Consider the following 23666-nt stretch of genomic DNA (forward strand, 5'->3'; position numbering starts at 1 on the left):
CATCAGGTCCGGAGCCGGCTAGGAGGCCATCTCCTCGGCCTTGGGGGCCAGGGCGCGCACGGTGTTCATCGGCGGACGATCCTCGAGATAGACCTCGGTGGTGTGCGGCGTGAAGGAGCCGTCGGGTTCGGCGGTGAACTGGGTGAGCCCGACGCCCGAGTCCTCGATGCCGCAGCGGCGCATCAGGGTTCCGACGATCTGGCGGCTCATGACCCCCAATTCCACCAGCGGGCGGTTGCGATGGGTTCGGACCCCGAGGTTGACCTGACCGATCCCGGCCAGGCCGTACCGGTCATAGGTGTCGATGAGAAGGCCGATCTCGACCCCGTAGCCCGGCGCGAACGGAACCGACGAGAGCAACTCGCGGGTGCCGGCGTACTCGCCGCCGAGTGGCTGGAGGACCGCGGTGAGATCCGGCTTCTGGGATGCCAGGAGGGGGCGTGCCACGAGCTCGGTCACGCGTCCGCCACCGTTCGCGTCGTGCGTACCGCCCGTGCGCAGCGGGCGCCGGTAGTAGCCCTTGACCAGCTGGATCTCGGGGTTCAGCAGGAGCGGACCGAGCATCTTGGGCACGAACATCGGGTCCGGGTCGATGAGATCGGAGTCGACGAATGCGATGATGTCGCCGGTCGCCACGGCGACCGAACGCCACAGCACCTCGCCCTTGCCCTTGACCGGGTCCAGCTCGGGTACCGCCTCCTCGCGGGAGATCACCTGCGCACCGGCGGCGAGCGCGCGCTCGGCGGTGGCATCGGTGGAACCGGAGTCCAGGACGATGATCTCGTCGACCACGGTGCCGTACAGCGGCATGATCGTGGCGATGACGTCGGCGACGGTCTCTTCCTCGTTCAGCGCGGGCAGCACCACCGAGATGGTCCGGCCGTTCTTCGCGTCGACGAGGTCGTCGATCGTCCAGTCCGGCTGCTCCCAGGTGTGGGTTGCCGACCAGCGCTGCTCGGTCCCCGGGGTCTGGGCGACCGTCGGCCACATGGCGGCCTTGTCCCGGCTGACGGTGCTGGGCTTACGTCGCTTCTGCTGCTTGGTCATGCGAGTCCCCTGACTGTTCGGGCGGGTGGTTTCGCTCCCGCGATGGCAGCGACCATGTCGACCACGCGACGAGTGGCAGCGACTTCGTGGACGCGGAAGATCCGGGCGCCTTGGGCGGCGGCCAGACTTGTCGCGGCCAGAGTCCCTTCCAATCGGTGCGTTAGGTCTGTACCCAGAGTCTCCCCTACGAAATCCTTGTTGCTCAGCGCCATCAGGACCGGCCAGCCCGTGTTAACAAGATCTTTCACACCACGTAACAGAGCCAGCCCGTGGTGAGTGTTCTTGCCGAAATCGTGCGTCGGATCGATAACGATCGAGTCTCGACGCACCCCGGCAGCGAGCGCCCGGTCGGCCGCGGAGGTCACCTCCCGGATCACGTCGGCCACCACCGCGTCGACCGAATCCCCGTATGCGACGCGGTGCGGCCGGGTCCGCACCCGCGCGCCACCCGTGTGCGAGCAGACGATCCCGGCCCCGCGTTCGGCGGCGACGTCGACGACGTCGGGGTCGAATCCCGCCCAGGTGTCGTTGATGAGATCCGCGCCGGCGGCGCAGGCCTGGTCGGCGACCTCGCTGCGCCAGGTGTCGACGCTGATCAGCACGTCCGGATGGCGGTCGCGGATCCAGGCGATCATGCCGACGACCCGGGCGGCCTCGGTCGCGGCGTCGACCTCGCGTCCGGGTCCGGCCTTGACCCCACCGACGTCGATGATGTCGGCGCCCTCGGCGACGACCCGGTCGACGTGCGCCTGGGCGGCGGCGTCGTCGAAGCTCGCTCCTCGGTCGTAGAACGAATCAGGGGTGCGGTTGACGATCGCCATCACCAACGCGCGGTCGGTCGGCACCCGCCGCCCGCACAGCGTGTCCGATGCCGACGTCTCCGGGCCGGAACTCACCCCTTGGGCACCTTGGCGGCGGCGACATCGTCGGGGTAGTCGTCGTAGAACTCGGTGTAGCCCTCCTCCTTGCCGAGCAACACGTAGAGCCGTTCGGCCTCGGCGTCGGAGTACCCCTCCTTGCGCAGCTCGACCTTGCGGTTCTTGAAGGTCGAGGTCTGCTCGAAATCGTCGACGATCCGCACGAACAGCGGCACCGCGTACGACGGCAGCGCGTCGTAGAGATGGCGGGCGAATGCGCCCGGGTCGAGGTCGGCGCCCTCGCGCAGCTTGATCGCGATCATCCCGGCGCGACCGTCGGTGCCGGGGACCTCGACGCCGTACGCCACCGACTGCGCGACGGCCTGATAGGAGTCGACCGCCCCCTCGACCTGGGTGGTGGCGACGTTCTCGCCCTTCCAGCGGAAGGTGTCGCCGAGCCGGTCGACGAAGGCGATGTGCGCGAAGCCCTGATCGCGGACGAGGTCACCGGAGTTGAAGTAGGAGTCGCCGTCCTTGAAGGCGTCGCGGATGATCTTCTTCTCGGTCTCCTCGGAGTCGGTGTAGCCGTCGACGGGCACCCGGTCACTGATCTGGGCGAGCAGCAGGCCCGTGCCGCCCCGGCCGACCTTCACGAGCCGGCCGTCGTCGCCGCGCTTGGGGTTTCCCTCCTCGTCGTATTCCACGATCTTGTACGGGAGCGGGCAGAAGCCGGCGGTCTTGTCGACGCTGAACGCGTTGACGAATGCGAGGTTGAGTTCGCTGGCCCCGTAGAACTCGACGACGCGGTCGACCCCGAAACGCTCGCGGAACTCGTCCCAGATGTCCGGGCGCATACCGTTGCCGACCACGGTGTGCACGGAATGCTGACGATCCGTGGGCTTCTCTGGCTGGGCGAGGAGATAGCGGCAGAGCTCGCCGATGTAGCAGAAGGCCGTCGCACGGTTGAGGATCACGTCGTCCCAGAACTTCGACGCCGAGAACGAGCGTCCGATGGCGATGCACGCACCCGAGGCGAGGACCGAGGACAGTGACACCGACAGCGCGTTGTTGTGGTAGAGCGGCAGCGGCACGTACATGGTGTCGCTGTGGCGCAACCGCACCGCGAGACCGCCGATGCCGGACAGGCTCGCCAGCCACCGGTTGTGGCTCATCACGCTGGCCTTCGGCATCCCCGTGGTGCCGGAGGTGAAGATGTAGAACGCCTTGGTCGACGCGGGCAGCTGCTCGGTGACCTCGGGATCGGCTTCCGAGAGTCCCTCGGCCGCGGCGTCGAACGCGTCGAAATCGTAGACGTGTTCGGGCAGGACCGATTCCGGGATCGACTCGAAGGCTTCCGCGCACTCGGGATCGTGGATGAGGACCTTGGCCTCGAGGAGGCCGACGCTGTGCTCGAGCACCTCGCCGCGCTGGTTGTAGTTCAGCATCCCGGCGATCGCGCCGAGTTTGACGGTGGCGAGCATCAGCAGCAGGTCGGTCGTGCAGTTCTTGGAGAGCAGCGCCACCACGTCGCCCTTGCCGACGCCGTCGGCGGAAAGTGCTGCGGCGTAACGGTTCACGCGGCGGTTGGCCTCGCCGTAGGTGGTCGTGCGGCCCTCGAACCGGACGAACGGCCGGTCGGGGTGTTCGGCCGCGTGCTTCTGGAAGACCGAACCGATGGTCCGCTTGGCCTCCGGTGGGCGTCGGATGAGTCCCGGCGCGTGCTTGATCATCCCGGTCGCATGTGGCGCCATCTTCACCACGCCGCGAAGGATGTCGGGGATACCGACGGTCTTCTTCACACTCTGCTGCCGACTGTCCTGCTGCTCGACCCCTTGGGACATCTGCCCTCCGCTCTCCCGCTGGCGTTTCGAGTGCCCCGCGCACTCACGCGCTACCTTACCGGCCGGTAGCAAGACCTTCCCGTGCCGTCGCCAACTCCACCGCGTCGGCGACCGACCGCGTGATGAGCAGCCGGTCGAGCGATCGTCGGGCGACGAACCCGGTTGTCGACAACTCTCGCAGCCAGTCGAGCAACGGCGCGTAGAAATCGACAGGATCGAGCAGGACGACCGGTTTGTCGTGCATCCCGAGGTAGCCCCCGGTCCAGGTCTCGAAGAGCTCCTCGAGCGTCCCGATCCCGCCCGGGAGGGTGATGAACCCGTCGGCACGCTCGTCCATGAGGCGTTTGCGTTCGCGCATGGTCTCGGTGACCACGAGTTCGCCCGACCCGAGGTCGGCGACCTCGTGCTTCATCAGTGCGCGCGGGATGATGCCCACCGTGTGGCCACCGGCCTCGCGAGCGGCGTTGACCAGCGCGCCCATCATGGAGATGTTCCCGCCGCCGGAGACGACCACATGCCCCTGTTCGGCGAGCGTCCGACCCACTTCGGCGGCGAGATCGAGGTAGGGCTGGTCGACGGGACCGGAGGCGCAATAGACGCAGACAGCACTCACCGGGCAATCGTGCCATCGTCGGCCGGGAAGGTCATATCGACCCTCAGGGTGTCGCGGCCTCGATCGCGGCGACCACGTCGTCGGGGTCGTCGACGACGGTGAGCAGGTCCAGATCCTCGGGCGAGATCATCCCGCGCGCGGCCAGGACGTCGCGCATCCAGGCAAGCAGGCCGCCCCAGAAGTCGCTGCCCACCAGCACGATCGGGAACCGCACCACCTTCTTGGTCTGTACGAGGGTCAGCGCCTCGAAGAGTTCGTCGAGGGTGCCCATCCCGCCGGGGAGACAGACGAACGCCTGCGCGTACTTCACGAACATCGTCTTGCGCACGAAGAAGTAGCGGAAGTTCATGCCGAGATCGACCCACGGGTTGAGGCCCTGTTCGAAGGGCAGCTCGATGTTGAGTCCGATGGACTGCGCCCCGGCCTGATGTGCGCCCTGGTTGGCGGCTTCCATCGCACCGGGTCCGCCACCGGTGATGACCGCGTACCCGGCCTCGCCCAGCGCTCGGCCCACGCGGACACCGAGCGCGTATTCCGGCGACTCCGGATGCAGTCGCGCCGAGCCGAAGACGGTCACGGCCTCGGCGACCTCGCTCATCGCATCGAACCCGGCGACGAACTCGGACTGGATGCGCAGGACCCGCCAGGAGTCGCGCATGGTCCGTTCGGAACGACGCGTGGCGTCGCGCGGGTCGACCCATTCCAGCAGGCGGCGGTCCGTGGTCTTGCCGCGCTGGTCTCGCCGGATCCGGATCGGGCCGACGTAGCAGGTGTCGGGGTTCGTTCCGTCTTCGACGGGTTCCGGTTCGGGCGTGGTCGACATGGCGGTCACGCTAGCAGCGCCGTCCGACTCCGCCGGTCCTGCGAGGTCAGGAAAGGTAGGTGCGCAGCAGGTCGGTCACCGCGCGGATCTGCTCCACCGGCACCCGTTCGTCGACGCGATGCGCGAGATTGGGATCGCCGGGGCCCAGGTTCACCGCGGGGATTCCCAGCGCCGAGAACCGCGACACATCGGTCCAGCCGTACTTCGCGCGGAAGCGTCCGCCCGCGGCCGCCACGAGCGCCGCGGCCGCCGGGTGCCCCAGCCCGGGCAGGGCGCCGGCCGCGGAATCGGTGACCTCCAGCCCGATCCTGCCGTCGGCCAGGTCGGCGCCGAACACCTCGCGGACGTGGTCGAGCGCCTGGTCGATCGAACGGTCCGGTGCGAAGCGGAAGTTGACGTCGACGTGCGCGGCGTCCGGGATCACGTTGCCGGCCACCCCGCCGCCGACCGCGACCGCCGACAGGCCCTCGCGGTACTCGCAGCCGTCGATGTCGACCCGACGGGCCTCATACCCCGCCAGCGTGGTCAGGACACCGCCGAGCTTGTGAATGGCGTTGTCGCCCATCCACGATCGGGCCGAGTGCGCTCGGGTTCCCGTCGTCGACAACCGAACCCGCAGCGTCCCCTGGCATCCGGCTTCGATGAGCCCCGCGGTCGGCTCGCCGAGGATCGCCACGTCACCGGCGAGCCACTCGGGGAGTTCGCGTTCGATGTCGTTCAGGCCGTTGAACTCCGCGGCGATCTCCTCGCAGTCGTAGAAGATCAGCGTCAGGTCCGAGGCCGGCTCCGGCAGCGTCGCCGCGAGGTGGAGGAACACCGCGTCACCGGACTTCATGTCGACGGTGCCGCATCCGTGCAGGACGTCGCCCTCCTCCGAATCCATCTCGCGGCGGTGCGGGAGGTTGCCGGCGACCGGCACGGTGTCGAGGTGCCCGGCGAGGATGACCCGCTGGGCGTGCCCCCGGTCGGTCCGTGCGAGGACACGGTTGCCATGGCGGAGGATCTCGAATCCGCTCGTCTGCGCGCGCAGGGCGGCCTCGACCGCGTCGGCGATGGCCGACTCGTTGCGCGACTCGCTCTCGATGTCGACGAGCGCGGCGGTCAGTTCGACGGGGTCGGCGGTCAGGTCGAGGTCGGTGCTCACTCCCTCACCGTAGTGAGCCCATCTCCGCGGCGCCGAAGGAGACGCTGAACTTCACGCACCAGAGGAACACCGACGGATAGTCGCCCAGCTCGACGTCGGCGGGGATCTCGTAGACCTGGTTGCCCTTGTTCCCCTTGATCATGCCGAGGTCGACGTGCGGGACGTCCGCGGCCGTTCGCCACCCGGCGAACCCCTCGACCACGTCCCCTTGCGACAGCCACACGTGGACATCAGGGCCGGTGGTCGTGTCCAGGTCCTCGATCGCCAGCACGCGTGAGCCGTCGGGCTGTTCGATGATCGAGACCGTTCCGGATGTCGAGTGCTCATGGCTGATCAGGCTGCCGCGCGAGACGACCACCGGCCCGGCGGGCGGCGGCTGCCCCGGCGTCGACGTCGTGGGGGTGACCGCGACCGGGATCGCGTCGTCGACCTCGGTGTCGACGAAGATCAGCCACGGCTGGAAGACGACGGCCCCGACCGCCAGCGCCGCCACGATCACGACGCCGACCCCGCCCACCACCCACGGCCAGCGGCGTCGGCGGCGCCGGGGCGGTACAGATGGCTGGGGATGACCGGTCATGCTGGCGACCCTACCAGCGGCGCACAGCGCGTGACCAGGTCTTTGGGCCGAATGGATGACGCCGGGGCACCGGTGGCGGGGCGGGGGCGCCGGTGTCGATCACCTAGACTCACCTGTCGTGACATCTACTGGCGCACACGCAACTGGCATCGCGACCGTGATCGACGGGGGTTCGACTCCCGGCGTCGTCCTCGACGTCTGGTTCCCCGAACCCGAACTCGACGGGGTCGAGACCGCGGAGACCGTGATCCTCGACGACGAGTCGACACCGGCCCACCTCCGTGAGCTGGTGGGCGTCGACGAGGCCCGCGGGGTCAAGACCGTCGCGGTCCGCACCGGCATCGCCGACATCTCCGCCGCACCCATCGACGCCTACGACGTCTACCTCCGACTCCACCTGCTGTCGCATCGCCTCATCACCCCGCACGGCGCCAACCTCGAGGGCATCTTCGGGATGCTCACCAACGTGGTGTGGACCAATCACGGCCCGTGTGCGGTCGACAACTTCGAGTCGGTACGGGCGAAGCTGCGCGCCCGCGGACCGGTCACCGTCTACTCGATCGACAAGTTCCCGCGCATGGTCGACTACGTGGTGCCCGGCGGCGTACGGATCGGCGACGCCGACCGCATCCGCCTCGGCGCGCATCTCGCGGCCGGCACCACCGTGATGCACGAGGGCTTCGTCAACTTCAACGCCGGCACCCTCGGGTCGTCGATGGTGGAGGGTCGCATCTCCGCGGGCGTCGTCGTCGGCGACGGCTCCGACATCGGCGGCGGCGCCTCGACGATGGGCACCCTGTCGGGCGGCGGCAAGGAGATCATCGCGCTGGGCAAGCGCTGCCTCCTCGGCGCGAACTCCGGCTGCGGCATCCCGCTGGGTGACGACTGCGTCATCGAGGCCGGCCTCTACGTCACCGCCGGCACCAAGGTCACCGGACCCGACGGCACGCAGATCAAGGCGCGCGACCTGTCCGGCCAGTCCAATCTGCTCTTCCGTCGCAACAGCCTGACCGGCGCGGTCGAGGTCGTGCCGTGGAAGGGCGACGGCATCGCCCTCAACGAGGCGCTGCACAAGAACGACTGACGCCCTGGCTCACTGGCCGGATCTCCCATCCCGACGTATGGTGGGCACATGAGCACATCGAACAATCGTTCGACGAACGATACCGACGACGTCCTCGGCGCGGGCGCCGGAAACTCCACCGAGAAGGACCCGGACGACTGGGTGACCGGCGACGAGCCGATGACCGGCGCGCAGCGGAGCTATCTCGACACCCTCGCACGGGAGGCCGGCGAGACCCTCTCGGCCGACCTCACGAAAGCCGAGGCGTCCGAGGAGATCGACCGCCTGCAACAGAAGAGCGGTCGCGGCTGAGCAGGGCCGGTGTCAGGCCGTCAGACGAGCGACGGCCGCACTGATCCGCTCATCGGTGGCGGTGAGCGCCATCCGAACGTGGCGCTCACCCGCCGGACCGTAGAAATCGCCTGGAGCACAGAGGATTCCGCGGTCGGCGAGCCAGGCGACGGTCTCCCGGCACGGTTCGTCCCGGGTGGCCCAGAGATACAGGCCCGCCTCGGAATGGTCGACCCGGAAGCCCGCACCCTCCACGGCTGCTTTGAGCAGCCGACGACGCTCGGCATAACGCTCGCGCTGCTCGTCGACGTGTGCGTCGTCGGCCAGTGCGGCGGTCATCGCTCCCTGGACGGGGAACGGCACGATGAGTCCGGCGTGCTTGCGGACCGCGAGCAATTCGGCGATCAGATCGGTGTCGCCGGCGAAGAATCCGGCGCGATACGACGCCAGGTTCGAGATCTTGGACAGTGAGTGGACCGCGAGCAGTCCGGTGTGGTCGCCGTCGCAGACCCTCGGGTCGAGGATCGACAGCGGCTCGCCCTCCCAACTCAGACCGAGATAACACTCGTCGGACACGACGACGGTCCCCCGCTCGCGCGCCCATCCCACGACTTTGCGGAGATGATCGAGGCCGAGGACCTTGCCGGTCGGATTCGACGGCGAGTTGATGAACATCAGCGCCGGGTTCATCGGTCCCAGCGCGACGGTCGAATCCGCCCGCACCGCCCGCGCACCGGCGAGCAGGGCGCTCACCTCATAGGTCGGGTAGGCGACCTCGGGGATGACCACGTCGTCGCCGGGTCCGAGCCCGAAGGTCGAGGCCAGGCCGGCGATCGCCTCCTTGGTACCGATGACCGGCAGGATTCCCGTCTCGTCGAGCGACGTGACCCCGTGGCGTCGGATCAGCGACCCCGCGGCCGCCTCCCGCAACTCGCGGGTCCCGATCGTCGTCGGGTAGCCCGGGAACGCCGAGTTCTCGGCGAGTGCGTCGCGGATGAGTGCGGGCACCGGGTCGACGGGCGTCCCGACCGACAGGTCGACGATGCCGTCGGCGTGGGCCTGAGCCGTCGCCTTCGCATCGGCGATCGTGTCCCACGGGAAGTCGGGCAGGCGCCCGCTGACGCGGGTCGAGGAGACGCGCAGGGGCGCAGCCGTACGGGAGACAGGACTGCTCATGCGGAGGCGGTCAGTCCTCTTCGTTCATCGGCGGGAGACCCTTGATGAACGCCGGATCGGCCTCGGTCTTGCCGACCTTGCTGGCGCCGCCCGGGGAGCCGAGGTCGTCGAAGAAGTCGGCGTTCGCGCTGACGTAGGGCTCCCATTCGTCGGGAACATCATCCTCGTAGAAGATCGCCTCGACCGGGCACACCGGCTCACACGCACCGCAGTCGACGCACTCATCCGGCTGGATGTAGAGCATGCGTCCACCCTCGTAGATGCAGTCGACGGGGCACTCCTCCACGCAAGCCTTGTCCAACACGTCGACGCAAGGCTCCGCGATGATGTAGGTCACCACTCACTCCTTCGCTAGGGAAGATCCGGGTCGGCGCGACGAGAAACGCAGTTCGGCGTCGAACGGCACTCCGGCGTCGGCGCCGGTGCGGCCCGAGGGCTGGTCGAACCGCACCCCACAGTATCCGCCCCGGGAGACGCTGCGACGAAATCGACCCCCGTCCAGAGGCGCCCGAATCCGGGTTTGAGTAACGAGGATCACATCGCCGACCGCGAGACGCCGCTCCGGGTTTCGTTCAGCGTGCCGCCAAACCTCGACGCCGCGACGATCCGCGTGCAGAGTCGGGCGCATGATCGTCGTCGACGAATCCGTCCTCACCGGACACCGACCCGCGGGCGCGTGTGCCCGGGTGCCGCACCGACCCACCGCGCGGTCGATGTCGATGTGCTGTTGCTGAACCGATCGGCCTCACCACATCCTCTTCGACTCTCGCAAGGATTCGCCATGACCTCCACCCTCGCCCGCACCGAACGGGCGCCTCAGTCCGCGTTATCGTCTCTTTCCTCCGCCCGGAATCGTGCTCGGACGTCGTCGCCGCTGCGCGAGCGTCCGGGTACCGCGGCCCCGCGCGCCCTCGGTCACCTGCCGACGCGGCTCCGGCCCGCCGACCTCCTCCGCATCACCGACCAGGGCGTCGCAGACGTCCTCGACGGTCGCCACGACGACCTGCTCCCGGAGGTCTGGGACGAACGGCATCGCTGGGCGACGCGCCTGCACGCCGACGACGACGTCGACGTCTGGCTGATCAGCTGGACGCCGGGCGAGGCCACCGAACTCCACGACCACGCCGGTTCGCTCGGAGCCCTGACGGTGTTGTCGGGCAGCTTGCGCGAGTATCACTGGACGGGAGACGATCTGGCGGTGCGCATCCTCGACGCCGGCGACCAGGCCGCCTTCCCTCTCGGGTGGGTGCACGACGTCGTGCGGAACCCGGTCGTCGCCGCCCCGGAGATCGGTGCGGAGACCAGCCCGCAGGTGACCCCGACGCTCAGCGTGCACGCCTACTCACCGCCGCTGACCGCGATGTCGTACTACGACATCTCCGAGGGCGGCCACCTGCGCCGCAACCGGACCGTCCTCACCGACCAGCCCGAATGAGCGCTCCCCGCACCATCGACGACGTACTCGCCGACGCACGGTCGCGGATCGCGCGGGTCGAGGCCGCGGACGTCCCCGCCGAGCTGGCCGGCGGGGCGGTGCTGGTCGACATCCGTCCCGCGGCGCAGCGCGCGGAGGAGGGCGAGGCCCGGGGTGCTCTCGTCATCGAACGGAATGTCCTCGAATGGCGGTGCGACCCGGCGAGCGACGCGCGCATCGACCAGGCCGTCGACCATGACGTCCGCTGGATCGTCCTGTGCTCCCAGGGTTATACGTCGAGCCTGGCCGCCGCGGCCCTGCAGGACCTCGGGTTGCACCGCGCCACCGACGTCGTCGGCGGATACGAAGCGCTCGCACCCGTTCTCGACTGACTGCCACGCACCCGACGACAGGTGCTTCCCTCAAGCAACCGCCGGCCACGGACGCGGGGCCGGGCGGGTGTCGACGGCGAGGCCGGTCACCGGGTCGGCGAGCGCGGCGACGTGCTGGGTCAGCGCCGGGTCGATCCAGTCGGCACCGTTCAGCACATACGGCGGCTGCGCGGTGATGCGTTCGGTGAGAACGAAATCCGATTCCGCGGTGCGGGCGGCCAGGGCGTCGAGGTGAGGCCACGGGCGTTCCGGGTTGACGTGATCGGGCGTGAGCGGCGACACCCCACCCCAGTCGTCGACGCCGGACGCGATCAGCGCGGCGCATTCCGCGGGTGACACCAGATTTGGCGGCGCCTGAATCCGCATGTGTGGGCCGAGGACAACCCGGGCGACCGCGACGGCGGCGAGGAACTCGGTCATCTCCGCGTCGGGGGTCGAGCGCATCGCGGTGTCCGGCTTAGCCCGGAAGTTCTGCACGATCACCTCCTGGATGTGCCCGCCTCGGGCGTGCACATCGGCGAGGGCCAGCAGCGATTCGGCCCGCTCGGTGAGTGATTCGCCGATCCCGACCAGAATCCCGGTGGTGAACGGGACGCGAGCGGTGCCCGCATCGCGCAGCACCTGCATGCGGACCAGCGGGTCCTTGTCGGGGCTTCCGTAGTGCGCCTGGCCTTTCTCGGTGAACAGGTGACGCGACGTCGTCTCCAGCATCATGCCCATCGACGGTGCGACCGGGCGCAGGCGGAGCAGTTCCTCGAGGCTCATGACCCCGGGGTTGAGGTGCGGCAGCAGACCCGTCTCCGACAACACGGCGACCGCGGCGGCACGAACGTAGTCCAGCGTCGAGGAGTAACCCCGTTCGGCCAGCCACTCGCCGGCCTGCGGCCACCTGTCCTCGGGCCGGTCACCCAGCGTGAAAAGCGCCTCCTTGCAGCCGAGTTCGGCGCCGCGGCGGGCGAGGTCGACGACCTCGTCGAGTTCCAGATAGAGCCCCTCCCCCGCGCGGGCGAGTTTTCCGGGGACCGTGACGAAGGTGCAGTAGTGACACCGGTCGCGGCACAGGCGCGTCAGCGGGATGAACACCTTGCGGGAGTAGGTGATCTGCCGGGACCGGCCGACCGCGGCCAGCCCCTCGTCTCGGAGCGCCCCGGCGATCGATTGCAGTTCGACCAGGTCGTCTCCTGCGCAGGACAGGAGCGTCACGGCCTCGTCGAGACCGATCGGCGCCCGGTCGCGCGCGGCGTCCAGGGCCGCGCGGACGGTCAACTTCTCGGTCATTCCTCACCCTCCTCAGGTGTTCCGGTGCCGACGTCGGGACGGGGTTCGTACGGTTCGGGGTCGAAGGTGCCGTTGCGTTCGCGGAACGACGCCGCGGTGCCCGGCCACAACAGGGTCAGGCGACCGCTGTCGGGGTCGACATACCAACTCTCACAACCGGTCAGCCACACCGTCGACTCGCTGCGAGCGTCGATCTCCCGCGTGTATTCGTCTTCGGCGGCAGGCGAGACCGCCAGAGTCGTGATTCCGTTGCCGGCCATGTACTCCAGCGCGCCCAGGACGTAGTCGAGTTGCGTCTCGATCATGTAGATCGCCGAGTTGTGGCCGAGCGCCGCGTTGGGCCCGTCGAGGACGAACATGTTCGGGAATCCGCTGACCACGGTCGAGGCGTAAGACGTCATGCCCGCCGACCAGTGGTCGGACAGCCGCCGACCGGCACGACCGGTGATTCGCGATGCCGCGGGCGGGCGTGCGGATTCGAAACCGGTTGCCATCACCAGGACGTCGAGATCGTAGGTGTGACCACTGTGCGCGGTGGCCTTGGTCTCGGCGACCGACGTCAGAGCACTCGACTCGAACACCACATTGGACCGCTGCAGTGCCGGATAGAAGTCGTCGCTGAGCAGGATTCTCTTGCAACCGATCTCGTAGTCGGGGGTCAGTTGTTCACGGAGGTCGGCATCGGCCACCTGCCCGTGGAGGTGATCCCGTGCACGGGAACGGATCTCGTCGATGTCCGGATGCAACCCGAGCCGCTGCCGGAACGCCCCGTCGGCTTCGGTGAGCAGTCGGTCGCGCACCTCCGCCGCGACGACGGGGTCGAGCATGGCGGCCCGCTCGTCGTCGGTGTAGAGCCGGTCCGCGCGCGGCACGACATACGGTGGCGTGCGGCAGAACACGACGAGATCGTCCGCGGAGTCGGCGAGGTGCGGGATGAGCTGCACCGCCGACGCACCTGTTCCGACGACCCCGACCCGCGCGCCCGCAACGTTGACGTCGTCGTGCCAGGCGGCCGTGTGGACGACCTGTCCCGGGAAGGTGTCGAGTCCGTCGATGTCGGGGATGCGCGCCTCCGACAACCGTCCGACCGCCAGCACCAGCGAGCGAGCGCGGAAGGTGACGGCCCGGCCGTCCGGCGCCGCCGCCGTGATCACCCAGTGCGCCCCCTGCTCGTCCCAGACCGCTTCGCGTAGTTCGCGATTGAGCTCGATGCGGTCGGCGAGTCGTTCGTCGACGACGATCTGTTCGAGATAGCTGCGGATCTCGGCGCCACGAGGGAACCGCGCCGACCAGTCGGCCGGCGGCCGGAACGAGAACGAGTACAGATGGGCGGGGATGTCGCAGGCGATGCCGGGATAGGTGTTGTCGCGCCACGTGCCCCCCACGCCGTCAGCGCGTTCGAGCACGACGAAGGACTCCCGCCCGCGGCGCGCGAGCTGCGTCGCCATCCCGAGCCCGGCGAAGCCCGCGCCGATGATGGCGACATCCACGTCGTCCATCGTCAGGGCGCGCTGCTGCGCTCCGGCCGCCCGCCCGGAAGACATGCTCCGGCTCACGCGGACACCTGTGGCAGCGGGAGTTGCCGGTCGGGCTCTGGCACCCCGTAGCGGGTGGTGCGCTGACGCGGCCTCCGTCCGGCTCGCGCCGCGATGTCGACGACAGCCGCGGCGTCGAGGACACGACCTGACTCCGGTCCCGCGCCCGGCATCAGGGTGCCGTCGAGCAACAGCCCACCCAGATCATCTGCCCCGCCGCGCAACACCAGATCGACGGTGGCCGCGGGCAGTTTGGTCCACGCCACCTGCAGATGGTCGAGGAGGCCTGCGGTCATGAGGCGGGCGACGGCGTGCAACGCGCGGGTCTCCCGCTCCGACGCGGTCCGCGAGGGGGTGTCCAGGTGGGGCGGCACGTTCTCGGGAAGCAGTGGCATCAGGATGAGTTCGCTGAAACCGCCCGTGCGACGCTGGATCTCGAGTAGCAGTCGAAGATGGGCGATCTGGTGTGCGGGCGTCTCGACGTGCCCGTAGAGCATCGTCGCGGTGGAGAAGAGACCCACGCGGTGGGCGGTCTCGATGACGTCGACCCAGCTGCCGACCGGTGGCGCCGTGCCGGTGGGTGAGAGCGTCGCCCGGACGGTGTCGTCGAGGACCTGGGCGGCGGTCCCCGGCACCGACCCCAGGCCCGCCGACCGAAGCCGCTCGAGGTGTTCGACGATCGTGATCCCGGCACGCTCGGCGCCGTCGACGATCTCCGGGGCCCGATAGGCGTGCAGGTGGAGCCCGTCGGCGGCACCCGTGATGTCCTCCACGAGTCGGACGTATCCGTCGGCCGGCAGTTCGGCGGGCAGGGGTCCCTGCATGCAGATCTCGGTCGCGCCGAGTGCGACCGACTCGGCGACCAGTTCGTCGAGACCCGGGTCGTCGGGTCCGAGCCGGCTGACGACCCCGGTGTCGAGGTTGCGGTTGACCACGAAGGTCAACACCTCCGGGTCGGTCACCTGCCGACGCACGGTGTCGGCCAGATCGCACAATTCGTCGAGCTGCGCACCCGAGGCACCCAGGAGGGCGACCCAGCCGTCATCGTCGAGGGCGTCGGCCCCGAGAGTCGGGTCGTCACGGACACGGCTCAGTGCGGCCGTGACGCGCTCGATCGGGGCCATGATGTCTTCGGCCCACGCGCGCAGAAGCATGTCTCTCACTCTAACGCCGCCCGTCGCGGCACAACGCAGAGCGCCCCAGCGGAGCGGTGGTCAGTCGGGTTCGGGCAGCCGCCCCGTCCAGCCCAGCGCGGCGCACGGCCCGACACCGAGGACGACGAGCAGCAGGGTCTGTACGAGGTAACCACTGCTGATCGAGAGCACGACGTCCCCGCCCGGGCCGGGGAGCCCGCCGGCGATCACGACGACGAGCCCCCACGCGGCAAGTGGCCCGTACCGCCACGGGGTCGCGGTGAGGCCGGCCGCGAGCCAGAGTAGGGCCGCATTGACCACGCCGGCGGCAAGTGCCGCGACGGGCAGCGCGACGCCGCCGAAGCGCTGATAGGTGAACGCAACACTCACGAGCCCGATCGCGAACCCGTCGACGACGAGGAATCCCAGGAGCAGTCGGTCGAGGACGGAGCCCAATACGGGCCGAACCATGCGGGCCACGGCTCAGTCGACCCCGGCGAACAGGTCCGACTCACGCTTCCCGTCCGGGGACCCGTGACGCTCCGGCTCGACCAGAATGTAATGCTCCGCACCGGCGATCGGCTGCACGATGTTGTTCGACAGTGCGTACTCCGTCCCGGACGCCGCGACGGTCACCTGTGTGGCGTGGGCGGCCAGGGCGGCCACCTTTCGTGGGAGGTACGCGCTGATGTCGATCTCGGTGGTGATGTCGGCGTCGGGATAGCTCGGCAGCTCACCGTCGCGGGGCATCCGCCAGCCGTCGGGTACCGCGGCGACACCGGCGAGCCCGGAGTCCAGTGCGCTGCGTTCGGTCACCGATTCGTAGATCTTGTCCGGGCCCGGACCGACTTCCCGGGCGCGGGCGACCGCGGCCGTCGTGACCTCGTGCACCAGTTTGTGATCGGGATGGCCGTACGTACCCGAGGCGTCGTAACTGACGACCACCTGGGGTGCGAAGTCGGTGAGCACGTCGACCAACGCCTCGACGGGCTCGTCGAACGGTGCCCGCACGAGTGCGCGCGGGTGGTTCGCGGACGGGGCGCCGGCCATCCCGGAGTCCCGCCATCGGCCCGCACCGCCGAGGAATCGCGGCCGCAACGCGGGTCGGCCGGCGGGACTGAGCTCGGCCAGTGCCCGCGTGAGTTCGAGTACCCGGAACCCGCCGAGCTGGTCGGCGCCGCCGTCGGCGACCAGCTGGGCCCACTCGTCGCCGATCACCTCGCCCTCCTCCCCGAGCGTGAAGGTCAGCACCCGCACGTCGACGCCCTCGGCGAGGTACCGGGCGATGGTGCCGCCGGTCATGATCGTCTCGTCGTCGGGATGAGCGTGGACGAGCAGCAGCCGGCGATCCGCCGGGACACCGGTCACGTCAGCTCCCAATTGACCGCGGTCCCGAAGATCGAGACCTGGATGGGTCCGGTGAGCGGGACGTCGCGCACCGCGGACGTGGTGCCCACGACCATCGAGTCCTGGTACAGCGGCCGGTAGATCGCCTGCGCGGCGAGGAGCGGCTCGGCCTCGTTCAGCGTCGGGATCGGGTCGTCCTCGGAGAGTGCGGTGCGCGCGAGCTCGATGAGCCGCGGGTCACACAACCCGGACACGTTGCTGGCATAGCTGTCCCCGGGATCGCCACCGCTCGGCGCGATGCTGGTGGGCGTCGGCGGCGTCGCGGGCGACGGTTCGGTACCGGGCTTGGGCTGGTTGCAGTCGACCTGCGACGCGAGCGACGACGCCGGCGGCACGCCGAGCCCCGACCACCCGACGACCAGGTCGACGCGCTGGTTGGTGAGCGCCGACCCGTACAGCTCGCTGTTGGGCAGCGTCACGACCTGAGCGCGCACCCCTGCACCTCGGAGCTGGTCGACGATGCTCGACGCGGCCGACGTGGTCCGCGGATCGCCGGCGACCGCACCGACACGGACGATGAGGTCCTGCCCGTCGCGCTGGAACGGCAGGATTCCCTCGGGTAGTTCAGGTACCTCGACCAGACCCTCGTTCGGGGTCTCGCTCACCCCGGGCGTCGCCGACCCGCCGGCGGACGGCGCCTCGGACGCGGGCGTGGACCCGGACGGGGACGACGGCGACACCGAGGAGGGCTCCGACGACGACGCCGACGGCACCGGGGATGCCGAGCCGACGGGCTCGGGCGCGGCGCGGCGGTAACCGGCGGCGCCGAGCAGGGCGTCGACCTCGGCCGCCCCGAGGCGCGGGCGGTCGACCGGTGAATAGCCCGGATCCGACGGCGCGAAGACGGTGTTCGCGAACGGTTCGACGACCCAGTCGCCGGCACCGGCGAAGGTGGTCAGTCGCGGATCGACCAACCCGAGGATCGCGCGCCGGACCTCCACCGAGCTCATCGCGTCGGTGCGGGCGTTCACGCTGACACCGAGTGACCGCGACGTCAGGCTGCGGGCGGTCTCGAGACCGGGCAGCGCGGTCAGTTCCGCGTCGGTGGCCGGCGAGGCGCCGAGGGCCACGATGGCCGAGTCGCCGGATCGTACGGAGTCGAGCATCTGGGCCGATGTGCCGGCGCGGCGGAGGACGATCTGATCCAACCGGGGCGGGGTGACCCAATACCGGTCGTTGCGGGCGAGGCGGACCTCGTCGCGGGTCTTGTCGATCCCCACGATCGCGTAGGGCCCGGCCGAAACCGGCTTGCCGGTGTCCATCCCGGTCTGGAAGCCGGCCGGCGCACCCTTGAGCACGTGACTGGGCAGCAATCCGGTGAACAGCTCTCGCCACGCGGGGTACGGCGACTCGAACCGCACCTCGACGACCTTGCCGCCCTCCCGGGACTGCACCGAGTCGATGAGCCGGTAGCCGGCCGGTGCCACGACGTTGGGCTGCCGGGACATCTGCTGCCACAGGAAGTTGAAGTCGTCGCCCGTCACCGGCAGGCCGTCGGACCACTGGGCGTCGGTGTGGATGCGGTAGGTCACGGTGAACGGCGCCCGCGACGTCACCTCAGCGGAGGTGACGAACGAGCGCTGCAGTTCCCACACCGTCCCGCCCGGGGTCTGGACCGGCGCGAACGCGCTGGGCAGCGTCATCGCCGCGACCGCCGTGGTCACCGGATTCTGGTCGGCGGCGATGTGCGGGTTGAAGCCCGATCCGACCGAGTCGGTGGCGATGTAGATCGTCTTCTCCACCGGGTACTCGGTCGGGGTCGGCGGTGGCCCGGTGTCGCGGACCGGGGGCGGCGGATCCGACATGCAGGCGGTCAGCACCACGAGCAGGGCGACGCTGCACGAGAGCATGCCGAGCAACCGCCCACGGACCCGGTTCGCGGCCTCGCGGCCCGGTCGTGGTCTCGCGCGATTCACCTCGGATACCCCCATGACGAAGAAGCTTCTCGGTCCGTCGGACGCGCCCGCCACCGTGATGCGGCGCCGGAGCGCCATCGACACTCAGCTGACGGCGGCATCCCGGGACTTGGCCCGCGAGCGCTCACGGGCGCGCGTCGTCGAGTCGAGGTGCACCTTACGCACTCGCACGACCTCAGGGGTGACCTCGACACACTCGTCCGCGGCGCAGAATTCCATGGCGCCCTCGAGGTCGAGTTGCATCGGCTTGGCGAGGGTCTCCATCACGTCGGCCGAGGACTGACGCATGTTGGTCAGCTTCTTCTCGCGGGTGACGTTGATGTCGAGATCCTCCTGGCGCGGGTTGATCCCCACGACGTGGCCCTCGTACGAGTCGTCGCCCGGGTTGACGAAGAACGTGCCGCGGTCGGCGAGCTGGATCATCGCGAACGGGGTGACCGTTCCCGACCGGTCGCTGACGAGCGAACCCGTGTGGCGCGCCCGGATCTCGCCCGCCCAGGCGTCGTAACCCTGGAACACCGCGTTGGCGATGCCGGTGCCGCGGGTCTCGGTGAGAAAGTCGGTACGGAACCCGATGAGGCCGCGCGAGGGCACGATGAACTCCATCCGGACCCAGCCGGTGCCGTGGTTGTTCATCTGCTCCATGCGGCCCTTGCGGGCGGCGAGCAACTGGGTGACCGCGCCGAGGTACTCCTCGGGCACGTCGACGGTCAGATGCTCGAACGGCTCCTGGACCTTGCCGTCCACCTTGCGGGTGACGACCTGCGGCTTGCCGACGGTCAGCTCGAAGCCCTCACGACGCATCTGCTCGACGAGGATGGCCAGGGCGAGCTCGCCACGTCCCTGCACCTCCCAGGCGTCGGGCCGGCCGATGTCGAGCACGCGCAGCGACACGTTGCCGATCAGCTCGGTGTCCAGACGCTGCTTGACCATGCGGGCGGTCAGTTTGTGGCCCGACACCCGGCCCGCCAGCGGCGACGAGTTGGTGCCGATGGTGACCGAGATCGCCGGCTCGTCGACGGTGATGCGCGGCAGCGGCTGCGGGTTCTCCAGGTCGGCGAGGGTGTCGCCGATCATGATCTCCGGCATACCGGCGACGGCCACGATGTCACCGGCCGATGCGGACTCGGCGGGCGCCCGGTCGACTCCGACGGTGGCGAGGAGCTCGGTGATCTTGGCGCGCTCGACGACGGCTTCACCGTCGACCTCGCGGCACCAGGACACCTGCTGGCCCTTGCGGAGGGTTCCGTTGTGGATGCGGACGAGCGCGAGACGGCCGAGGAAGGCCGACGCGTCGAGGTTGGTGACGTGTGCCTGCAGCGGCGCGTCCGGGTCACCCTTGGGCGCCGGGACGTGTTCGAGCAGGACGTCGAAGAAGGAGTCGAGGTTCTCCCCCGCCGGGATCTCGCCGTCGGCCGGCTGCTCGGTGCTGCAGACACCGGCGCGGCCCGAGGCGTAGAGCACGGGGAGCTCGAGGACGAGTTCGGCGGCCTTCGCGGCCTCCTCGTCCAGGTCGGAGGCGAGGTCGAGGAGCAGATCCTGCGTCTCGTCGACGACCTCCTGGATGCGGGCGTCGGGACGGTCGGTCTTGTTGACGACGACGATCACCGGCAGCTCGGCGGCCAGCGCCTTGCGGAGCACGAAGCGCGTCTGCGGCAGCGGGCCCTCGGAGGCGTCGACGAGCAGGACCACGCCGTCGACCATCGACAGGCCGCGCTCGACCTCACCGCCGAAGTCGGCGTGGCCGGGGGTGTCGATGACGTTGATGACGACCTCGGTGCCGTCCGGCTGGCGCCGGTGGACCGCGGTGTTCTTGGCGAGGATGGTGATGCCCTTTTCACGTTCGAGGTCACCGGAGTCCATCACCCGGTCGACGACCTCGGCGCGCTCGCCGAAGACGCCGGACTGGCGCAGCATGGCGTCGACGAGTGTGGTCTTTCCGTGGTCGACGTGCGCGACGATCGCGACGTTGCGGAAGGTGGGGACAGCGCTCACTGGCTCTCTTTCGTGTGGTTGGGGACCGGCAGCGGCGGCCGGCGTCCGGGTCACTGCCGAACGTCTGGAACGTTCGCAGCCGAACGGCTCTGACCGGCGCGGGGAGCAGATCACCTAGGGATTCAACGTCACAGACTATCGGCTCGGGCGGTGAGACCGCGATCACAGCACCCACAAGAGTTGTAGTTAGGGTCTGCTAACCTCGCCGTATGGGCAAGGTCGACCCGACCAAGGTGGGCTCTCTGAAGCCCAAGAAGAAGTGTTGCAAGAGTTCGACGCGCTGTGTTCGCTGCCCGGTGGTCATTCACCGGATGCGCAAGCTCGACACCTCCGACATGTCGAAGAAAGAGCTGCACAAAGCACTGAAGAAGGCGCGCGCCGCCTGATTCGCGGTCACCCCGGCGGCATCTCCGCCTCGCGATCGTCGGACCGGCTGTCGTCGTCGACCGATCGCACGGCCACCGCCACCGCGACGAGCGCGATCCCTACCGCTTCGAGGGGCCGCGGCACCTGCGCCAGCGCGAGCAACCCGATCACCGACGCCGTCACCGGCAGCAGCGCGAGCAGGATCGCGAACCTTGCCTGGCCGACCCGCCGCAGCACGATCTGGTCGAGTGCGTAGGGCACCGCGGTCGACGCGATGCCGAGCAGCAACCCCTGGGCCAGGACCACCGGCAGCGCGGCCCCCGCGCGTACCGCGTCGGCCACCCACCACGCGAGCGGCGCGGTGAGCAACGCGGCCACCGCGAAGCCGGTCGCCAGATCCTCGACGCCCGTGCCTCGCGCCGCGACCCGTTTGCCCAGGACGATGTACCCCGCCCAGCAGGCGGCCGCGGTCAGCGCCAGGACGACGCCGATCGCCGTTCCCGACCACCGGACATCGGCGATCAGGACCACGCCGACAGCCGCCAGGACGAGTGCGGCGACATCGCGACGCGTCGCAGAACCCAAGGCGGCCACCACGATCGGGCCCAGGAACTCCAGGGCGACGGTCGTGCCCAGGGGCAGATGCGCGAGCGCCTCGTAGAAGGCGATGTTCATCCCGGCGGTGATCAGCCCGAAGCATCCGGCGAGGCGCAATCGCTCCCAACGCCAGGCCGTCCGGGCCGGTTGCACCCACAGCAGCAACACCAGCGCGGCCCCGGCGATCCGCAACCACGCGACGGCGGCCGGGGAGATGACGTCGAACAGGCCGACGGCGACGGCCGCGCCGAGATACATGGAGGTCGCTCCGACGACCATCAGTCCCGGCGGGACCAGCAGGTCCCGCCGTGTCACCGGCACGACGACCGCCTCGCCGGCCCACGCGGCGTCACGACCCGATCACCGCGACCCGTTCCGGCACCAGACGCACCCGCATCCGGTCGCCGATCGCGACGAAGGCGTCGGTGACCGCATCGATCTCGCCGACCGGGGTGTCGATGCGCACGCGCGGCCCGGCCGGGAGTTCGGCGACGAGCACGACGGTCGCTGTCGCTGCCGTGTCCTCGTCCGCCCCCGGCGACGCCGGGCCGATCGAGACCGACTCGGGCCGCAGACCGAGCCTGCGACTGCCGTCGGGGAGGTCGAGTGGCATCTCGCCGAGCACGGTGTCGGCAACACCCGACCGGACCTGCGCATCGACGACGGTCGTGGCGCCGAGGAAACGCGCGGTCCACTCGTCGACCGGGTGTCGCCACAGCGCCGCCGGAACGTCGGTCTGGATCATCACCCCGTCCCGCATGACCGCGATCTCGTCGGCCATGGTGGCCGCCTCGGCGTGGTCGTGGGTCACCACCATCGTCGGCACGCCGGCCGCTCGCACGATCTCCGAGATCTCCACGGCCAATTCGTCTCTCAACCGCCGGTCGAGCGCGGCGAGCGGCTCGTCGAGCAACAGCAGACGCGGACGCGGGGCCATGGCACGCGCGAGCGCGACCCGTTGGGCCTGGCCGCCCGACAGGGTTTCCACGAGACGCTTGTCGTAGCCGGTGAGTCCGACGACGTCGAGCATCTCGGCGACGCGATCGGCGATGGCGCGACGCGACCAGCGCCGCACCTTCAGCCCGTACGCGACGTTCGACGCGACACTGCGCCCGCCGAAAAGTTGCCCGTCCTGGAAGACGACCCCGAAGTCCCGCCGATGGACCTCGACGCCGGCGAGGTCGACTCCGCCGAACCGCACCGTTCCACCGACCGGCGACTCGAGTCCGGCGATCGTCCGGATCAGGGTCGACTTGCCGCACCCCGACGGGCCCAGGATCGCGGTCACCAGCGACCCCTCTCCCACGAGCCGCCACGACAGACCGTCGATGACGGTCTCGCCGCCGTACGCGACCGTGAGGTCGGAGATCTCCAATGAACTCTGCGTGGTCACAGCAGCGGCACCTCCGAGCGGGGCCGGAACGCCTCGACCACGACGACTGCGACGACCGTCGCGATGACGAGGACCACCGAGGCGGCCATGGCGGTGGCCAGGTTCTCGGCGCCTGGGCGGTTCAGGGCGGACCCGATGAGTACCGGAAGGGTGGTCGTGTCCGCGCGGGCGAGGAAGCTCGTCGCGCCGAACTCGCCCAGGGCCATGACGAAGGCGAACCCACCGGCAGCCCCAATCGACCTTCCGACGATCGGCAGGTCGACGGTCGCGAAGACGCGAAACGGCGTGGCTCCCAACGTCGCCGCGGCATGCCGCAACCGGACCGGCACCGACTCGAGTGCGGGCATCATGATGCGGATGACCACCGGAATCGCGATGAGGGCCTGGACCAGTGGGATGACCGCGGGTGATGCGGCGATCTCGTACGGCAACGACGCCAGTACGATGAGGTAGCCGAATCCGAGTGTGACAGCACTGATCCCGAGCGGGATGAGCGAGACGGCCGAGCCGATCGCCCCGACGACTCCGTGCGCGCGATGCAGCGCGACGGCGGCGAGCGTCCCGACCACCAGGGCGATGGCGGTCGCCGCGGTCGCGGTCACCAGCGAATAGCGCAGGCTCTCCAGGGGTGTCACCCCGTTGACGGGTTCGGCCAGTGCGCGGTAGCCGGCGAGGGTCCAGTCGCCGTGGGCGACCGGCCGGACCGACCGCACCACCAGCACCAGGACCGGTCCGACGAGGAGGACTGCTGTCCACGCCCCCACCACCCAGACCGCCGGCCGCGTCCAGCGGCCGCCGGCGACCC

General features: G+C 69.7%; 24 protein-coding genes. 5 read left to right on the plus strand and 19 right to left on the minus strand.

Annotated features, from left to right (window positions below):
- Positions 1-18: 18 nt before the first annotated feature.
- The 7 genes from M4D77_RS17770 to M4D77_RS17800 all read right to left on the minus strand — a co-directional run bounded on the left by M4D77_RS17770 (position 19) and on the right by M4D77_RS17800 (position 6845).
- Positions 19-1047, minus strand: a complete 1029-nt coding sequence (locus M4D77_RS17770; protein WP_226513693.1) for a glucosyl-3-phosphoglycerate synthase — start codon at positions 1045-1047, stop codon at positions 19-21.
- Positions 1044-1868, minus strand: a complete 825-nt coding sequence (folP, locus tag M4D77_RS17775; RefSeq protein WP_137809065.1) for a dihydropteroate synthase — start codon at positions 1866-1868, stop codon at positions 1044-1046. The genes M4D77_RS17770 and folP overlap by 4 nt, the downstream gene beginning before the upstream one ends.
- Before the next feature lie 71 nt (positions 1869-1939).
- Positions 1940-3745, minus strand: a complete 1806-nt coding sequence (locus M4D77_RS17780; protein ID WP_226513694.1) for a long-chain-acyl-CoA synthetase — start codon at positions 3743-3745, stop codon at positions 1940-1942.
- A 55-nt stretch (positions 3746-3800) separates the two neighbouring features.
- The gene (locus tag M4D77_RS17785; protein WP_226513695.1) at positions 3801-4358 is read right to left on the minus strand and encodes a TIGR00730 family Rossman fold protein; all 558 of its coding nucleotides are present in this window, start codon (positions 4356-4358) and stop codon (positions 3801-3803) included.
- A 43-nt stretch (positions 4359-4401) separates the two neighbouring features.
- A complete protein-coding gene (locus M4D77_RS17790; RefSeq protein WP_065632642.1) occupies positions 4402-5181 on the minus strand; it encodes a TIGR00730 family Rossman fold protein in 780 nt (259 codons plus the stop codon).
- A 46-nt stretch (positions 5182-5227) separates the two neighbouring features.
- On the minus strand, positions 5228-6325 hold the full coding sequence (gene dapE / locus M4D77_RS17795; protein WP_226513696.1) for a succinyl-diaminopimelate desuccinylase: 1098 nt from the start codon (positions 6323-6325) through the stop codon (positions 5228-5230).
- 4 nt (positions 6326-6329) lie between these two features.
- Positions 6330-6845 carry a DM13 domain-containing protein gene (locus M4D77_RS17800; protein WP_065632640.1) on the minus strand — a complete coding sequence of 172 codons (516 nt, stop codon included), beginning with the start codon at positions 6843-6845 and terminating at the stop codon, positions 6330-6332.
- A 178-nt stretch (positions 6846-7023) separates the two neighbouring features.
- Between M4D77_RS17800 and dapD the strand changes: the two genes are divergently transcribed.
- Together dapD and M4D77_RS17810 are read left to right on the plus strand one after the other, a co-directional pair.
- The gene (gene dapD / locus M4D77_RS17805) at positions 7024-7989 is read left to right on the plus strand and encodes a 2,3,4,5-tetrahydropyridine-2,6-dicarboxylate N-succinyltransferase (protein ID WP_078112956.1); all 966 of its coding nucleotides are present in this window, start codon (positions 7024-7026) and stop codon (positions 7987-7989) included.
- A 48-nt stretch (positions 7990-8037) separates the two neighbouring features.
- The gene (locus M4D77_RS17810; protein ID WP_065632638.1) at positions 8038-8280 is read left to right on the plus strand and encodes a DUF3072 domain-containing protein; all 243 of its coding nucleotides are present in this window, start codon (positions 8038-8040) and stop codon (positions 8278-8280) included.
- 12 nt (positions 8281-8292) lie between these two features.
- Here M4D77_RS17810 and dapC read toward each other — a convergent pair whose 3' ends face one another.
- Both dapC and fdxA read right to left on the minus strand, forming a co-directional pair.
- Positions 8293-9435: a succinyldiaminopimelate transaminase gene (gene dapC, locus M4D77_RS17815; RefSeq protein WP_259936828.1), complete on the minus strand. Its 1143-nt coding sequence runs from the start codon at positions 9433-9435 to the stop codon at positions 8293-8295.
- A 10-nt stretch (positions 9436-9445) separates the two neighbouring features.
- Positions 9446-9775, minus strand: coding sequence for a ferredoxin (gene fdxA, locus M4D77_RS17820; RefSeq protein ID WP_058252527.1), 330 nt, complete (start codon positions 9773-9775; stop codon positions 9446-9448).
- Positions 9776-10216: 441 nt separating this feature from the next.
- Between fdxA and M4D77_RS17825 the strand changes: the two genes are divergently transcribed.
- The gene (locus M4D77_RS17825) at positions 10217-10870 is read left to right on the plus strand and encodes a cysteine dioxygenase family protein (RefSeq protein ID WP_137809040.1); all 654 of its coding nucleotides are present in this window, start codon (positions 10217-10219) and stop codon (positions 10868-10870) included.
- Entirely contained in the window at positions 10867-11241 is a 375-nt protein-coding gene (locus M4D77_RS17830; RefSeq protein WP_259936829.1) for a rhodanese-like domain-containing protein, read from the plus strand. Before M4D77_RS17825 ends, M4D77_RS17830 begins: the two co-directional genes overlap by 4 nt.
- 30 nt (positions 11242-11271) lie before the next feature.
- Here M4D77_RS17830 and cofG read toward each other — a convergent pair whose 3' ends face one another.
- The 7 genes from cofG to typA all read right to left on the minus strand — a co-directional run bounded on the left by cofG (position 11272) and on the right by typA (position 20505).
- On the minus strand, positions 11272-12519 hold the full coding sequence (gene cofG, locus M4D77_RS17835; RefSeq protein ID WP_259936830.1) for a 7,8-didemethyl-8-hydroxy-5-deazariboflavin synthase CofG: 1248 nt from the start codon (positions 12517-12519) through the stop codon (positions 11272-11274).
- On the minus strand, positions 12516-14018 hold the full coding sequence (locus M4D77_RS17840) for an NAD(P)/FAD-dependent oxidoreductase (RefSeq protein WP_139104736.1): 1503 nt from the start codon (positions 14016-14018) through the stop codon (positions 12516-12518). The genes cofG and M4D77_RS17840 overlap by 4 nt, the downstream gene beginning before the upstream one ends.
- 53 nt (positions 14019-14071) lie before the next feature.
- Entirely contained in the window at positions 14072-15208 is a 1137-nt protein-coding gene (locus M4D77_RS17845; protein WP_259936831.1) for an FO synthase, read from the minus strand.
- Between the two features lie 60 nt (positions 15209-15268).
- Positions 15269-15658: a facilitated glucose transporter gene (locus M4D77_RS17850; protein WP_137809044.1), complete on the minus strand. Its 390-nt coding sequence runs from the start codon at positions 15656-15658 to the stop codon at positions 15269-15271.
- Positions 15659-15670: 12 nt separating this feature from the next.
- On the minus strand, positions 15671-16555 hold the full coding sequence (mshB, locus tag M4D77_RS17855; protein WP_137809045.1) for an N-acetyl-1-D-myo-inositol-2-amino-2-deoxy-alpha-D-glucopyranoside deacetylase: 885 nt from the start codon (positions 16553-16555) through the stop codon (positions 15671-15673).
- Positions 16552-18525 carry an ABC transporter family substrate-binding protein gene (locus M4D77_RS17860; RefSeq protein WP_137809068.1) on the minus strand — a complete coding sequence of 658 codons (1974 nt, stop codon included), beginning with the start codon at positions 18523-18525 and terminating at the stop codon, positions 16552-16554. Before M4D77_RS17860 ends, mshB begins: the two co-directional genes overlap by 4 nt.
- A gap of 69 nt (positions 18526-18594) precedes the next feature.
- On the minus strand, positions 18595-20505 hold the full coding sequence (gene typA / locus M4D77_RS17865) for a translational GTPase TypA (protein ID WP_058252521.1): 1911 nt from the start codon (positions 20503-20505) through the stop codon (positions 18595-18597).
- Between the two features lie 209 nt (positions 20506-20714).
- On the opposite strand from typA, the gene M4D77_RS17870 reads away from it, so the two are divergent.
- Complete coding sequence (locus M4D77_RS17870; RefSeq protein WP_091344396.1) at positions 20715-20891, plus strand: hypothetical protein; 177 nt, start codon at positions 20715-20717, stop codon at positions 20889-20891.
- Positions 20892-20898: 7 nt separating this feature from the next.
- On the opposite strand, the gene M4D77_RS17875 is transcribed toward M4D77_RS17870, so the two are convergent.
- The 3 genes from M4D77_RS17875 to M4D77_RS17885 all read right to left on the minus strand — a co-directional run.
- Positions 20899-21747: a DMT family transporter gene (locus M4D77_RS17875; RefSeq protein ID WP_165630806.1), complete on the minus strand. Its 849-nt coding sequence runs from the start codon at positions 21745-21747 to the stop codon at positions 20899-20901.
- Between the two features lie 70 nt (positions 21748-21817).
- On the minus strand, positions 21818-22861 hold the full coding sequence (locus M4D77_RS17880; RefSeq protein ID WP_259936832.1) for an ABC transporter ATP-binding protein: 1044 nt from the start codon (positions 22859-22861) through the stop codon (positions 21818-21820).
- A partial coding sequence (locus M4D77_RS17885) for an iron ABC transporter permease (protein ID WP_259936833.1) occupies positions 22858-23666 on the minus strand: 809 nt, incomplete at its 5' end. The genes M4D77_RS17880 and M4D77_RS17885, both read right to left, overlap by 4 nt.

The sequence above is a fragment of the Gordonia sp. p3-SID1431 genome (genome assembly GCF_025143765.1).
Lineage (GTDB): Bacteria > Actinomycetota > Actinomycetes > Mycobacteriales > Mycobacteriaceae > Gordonia > Gordonia hongkongensis.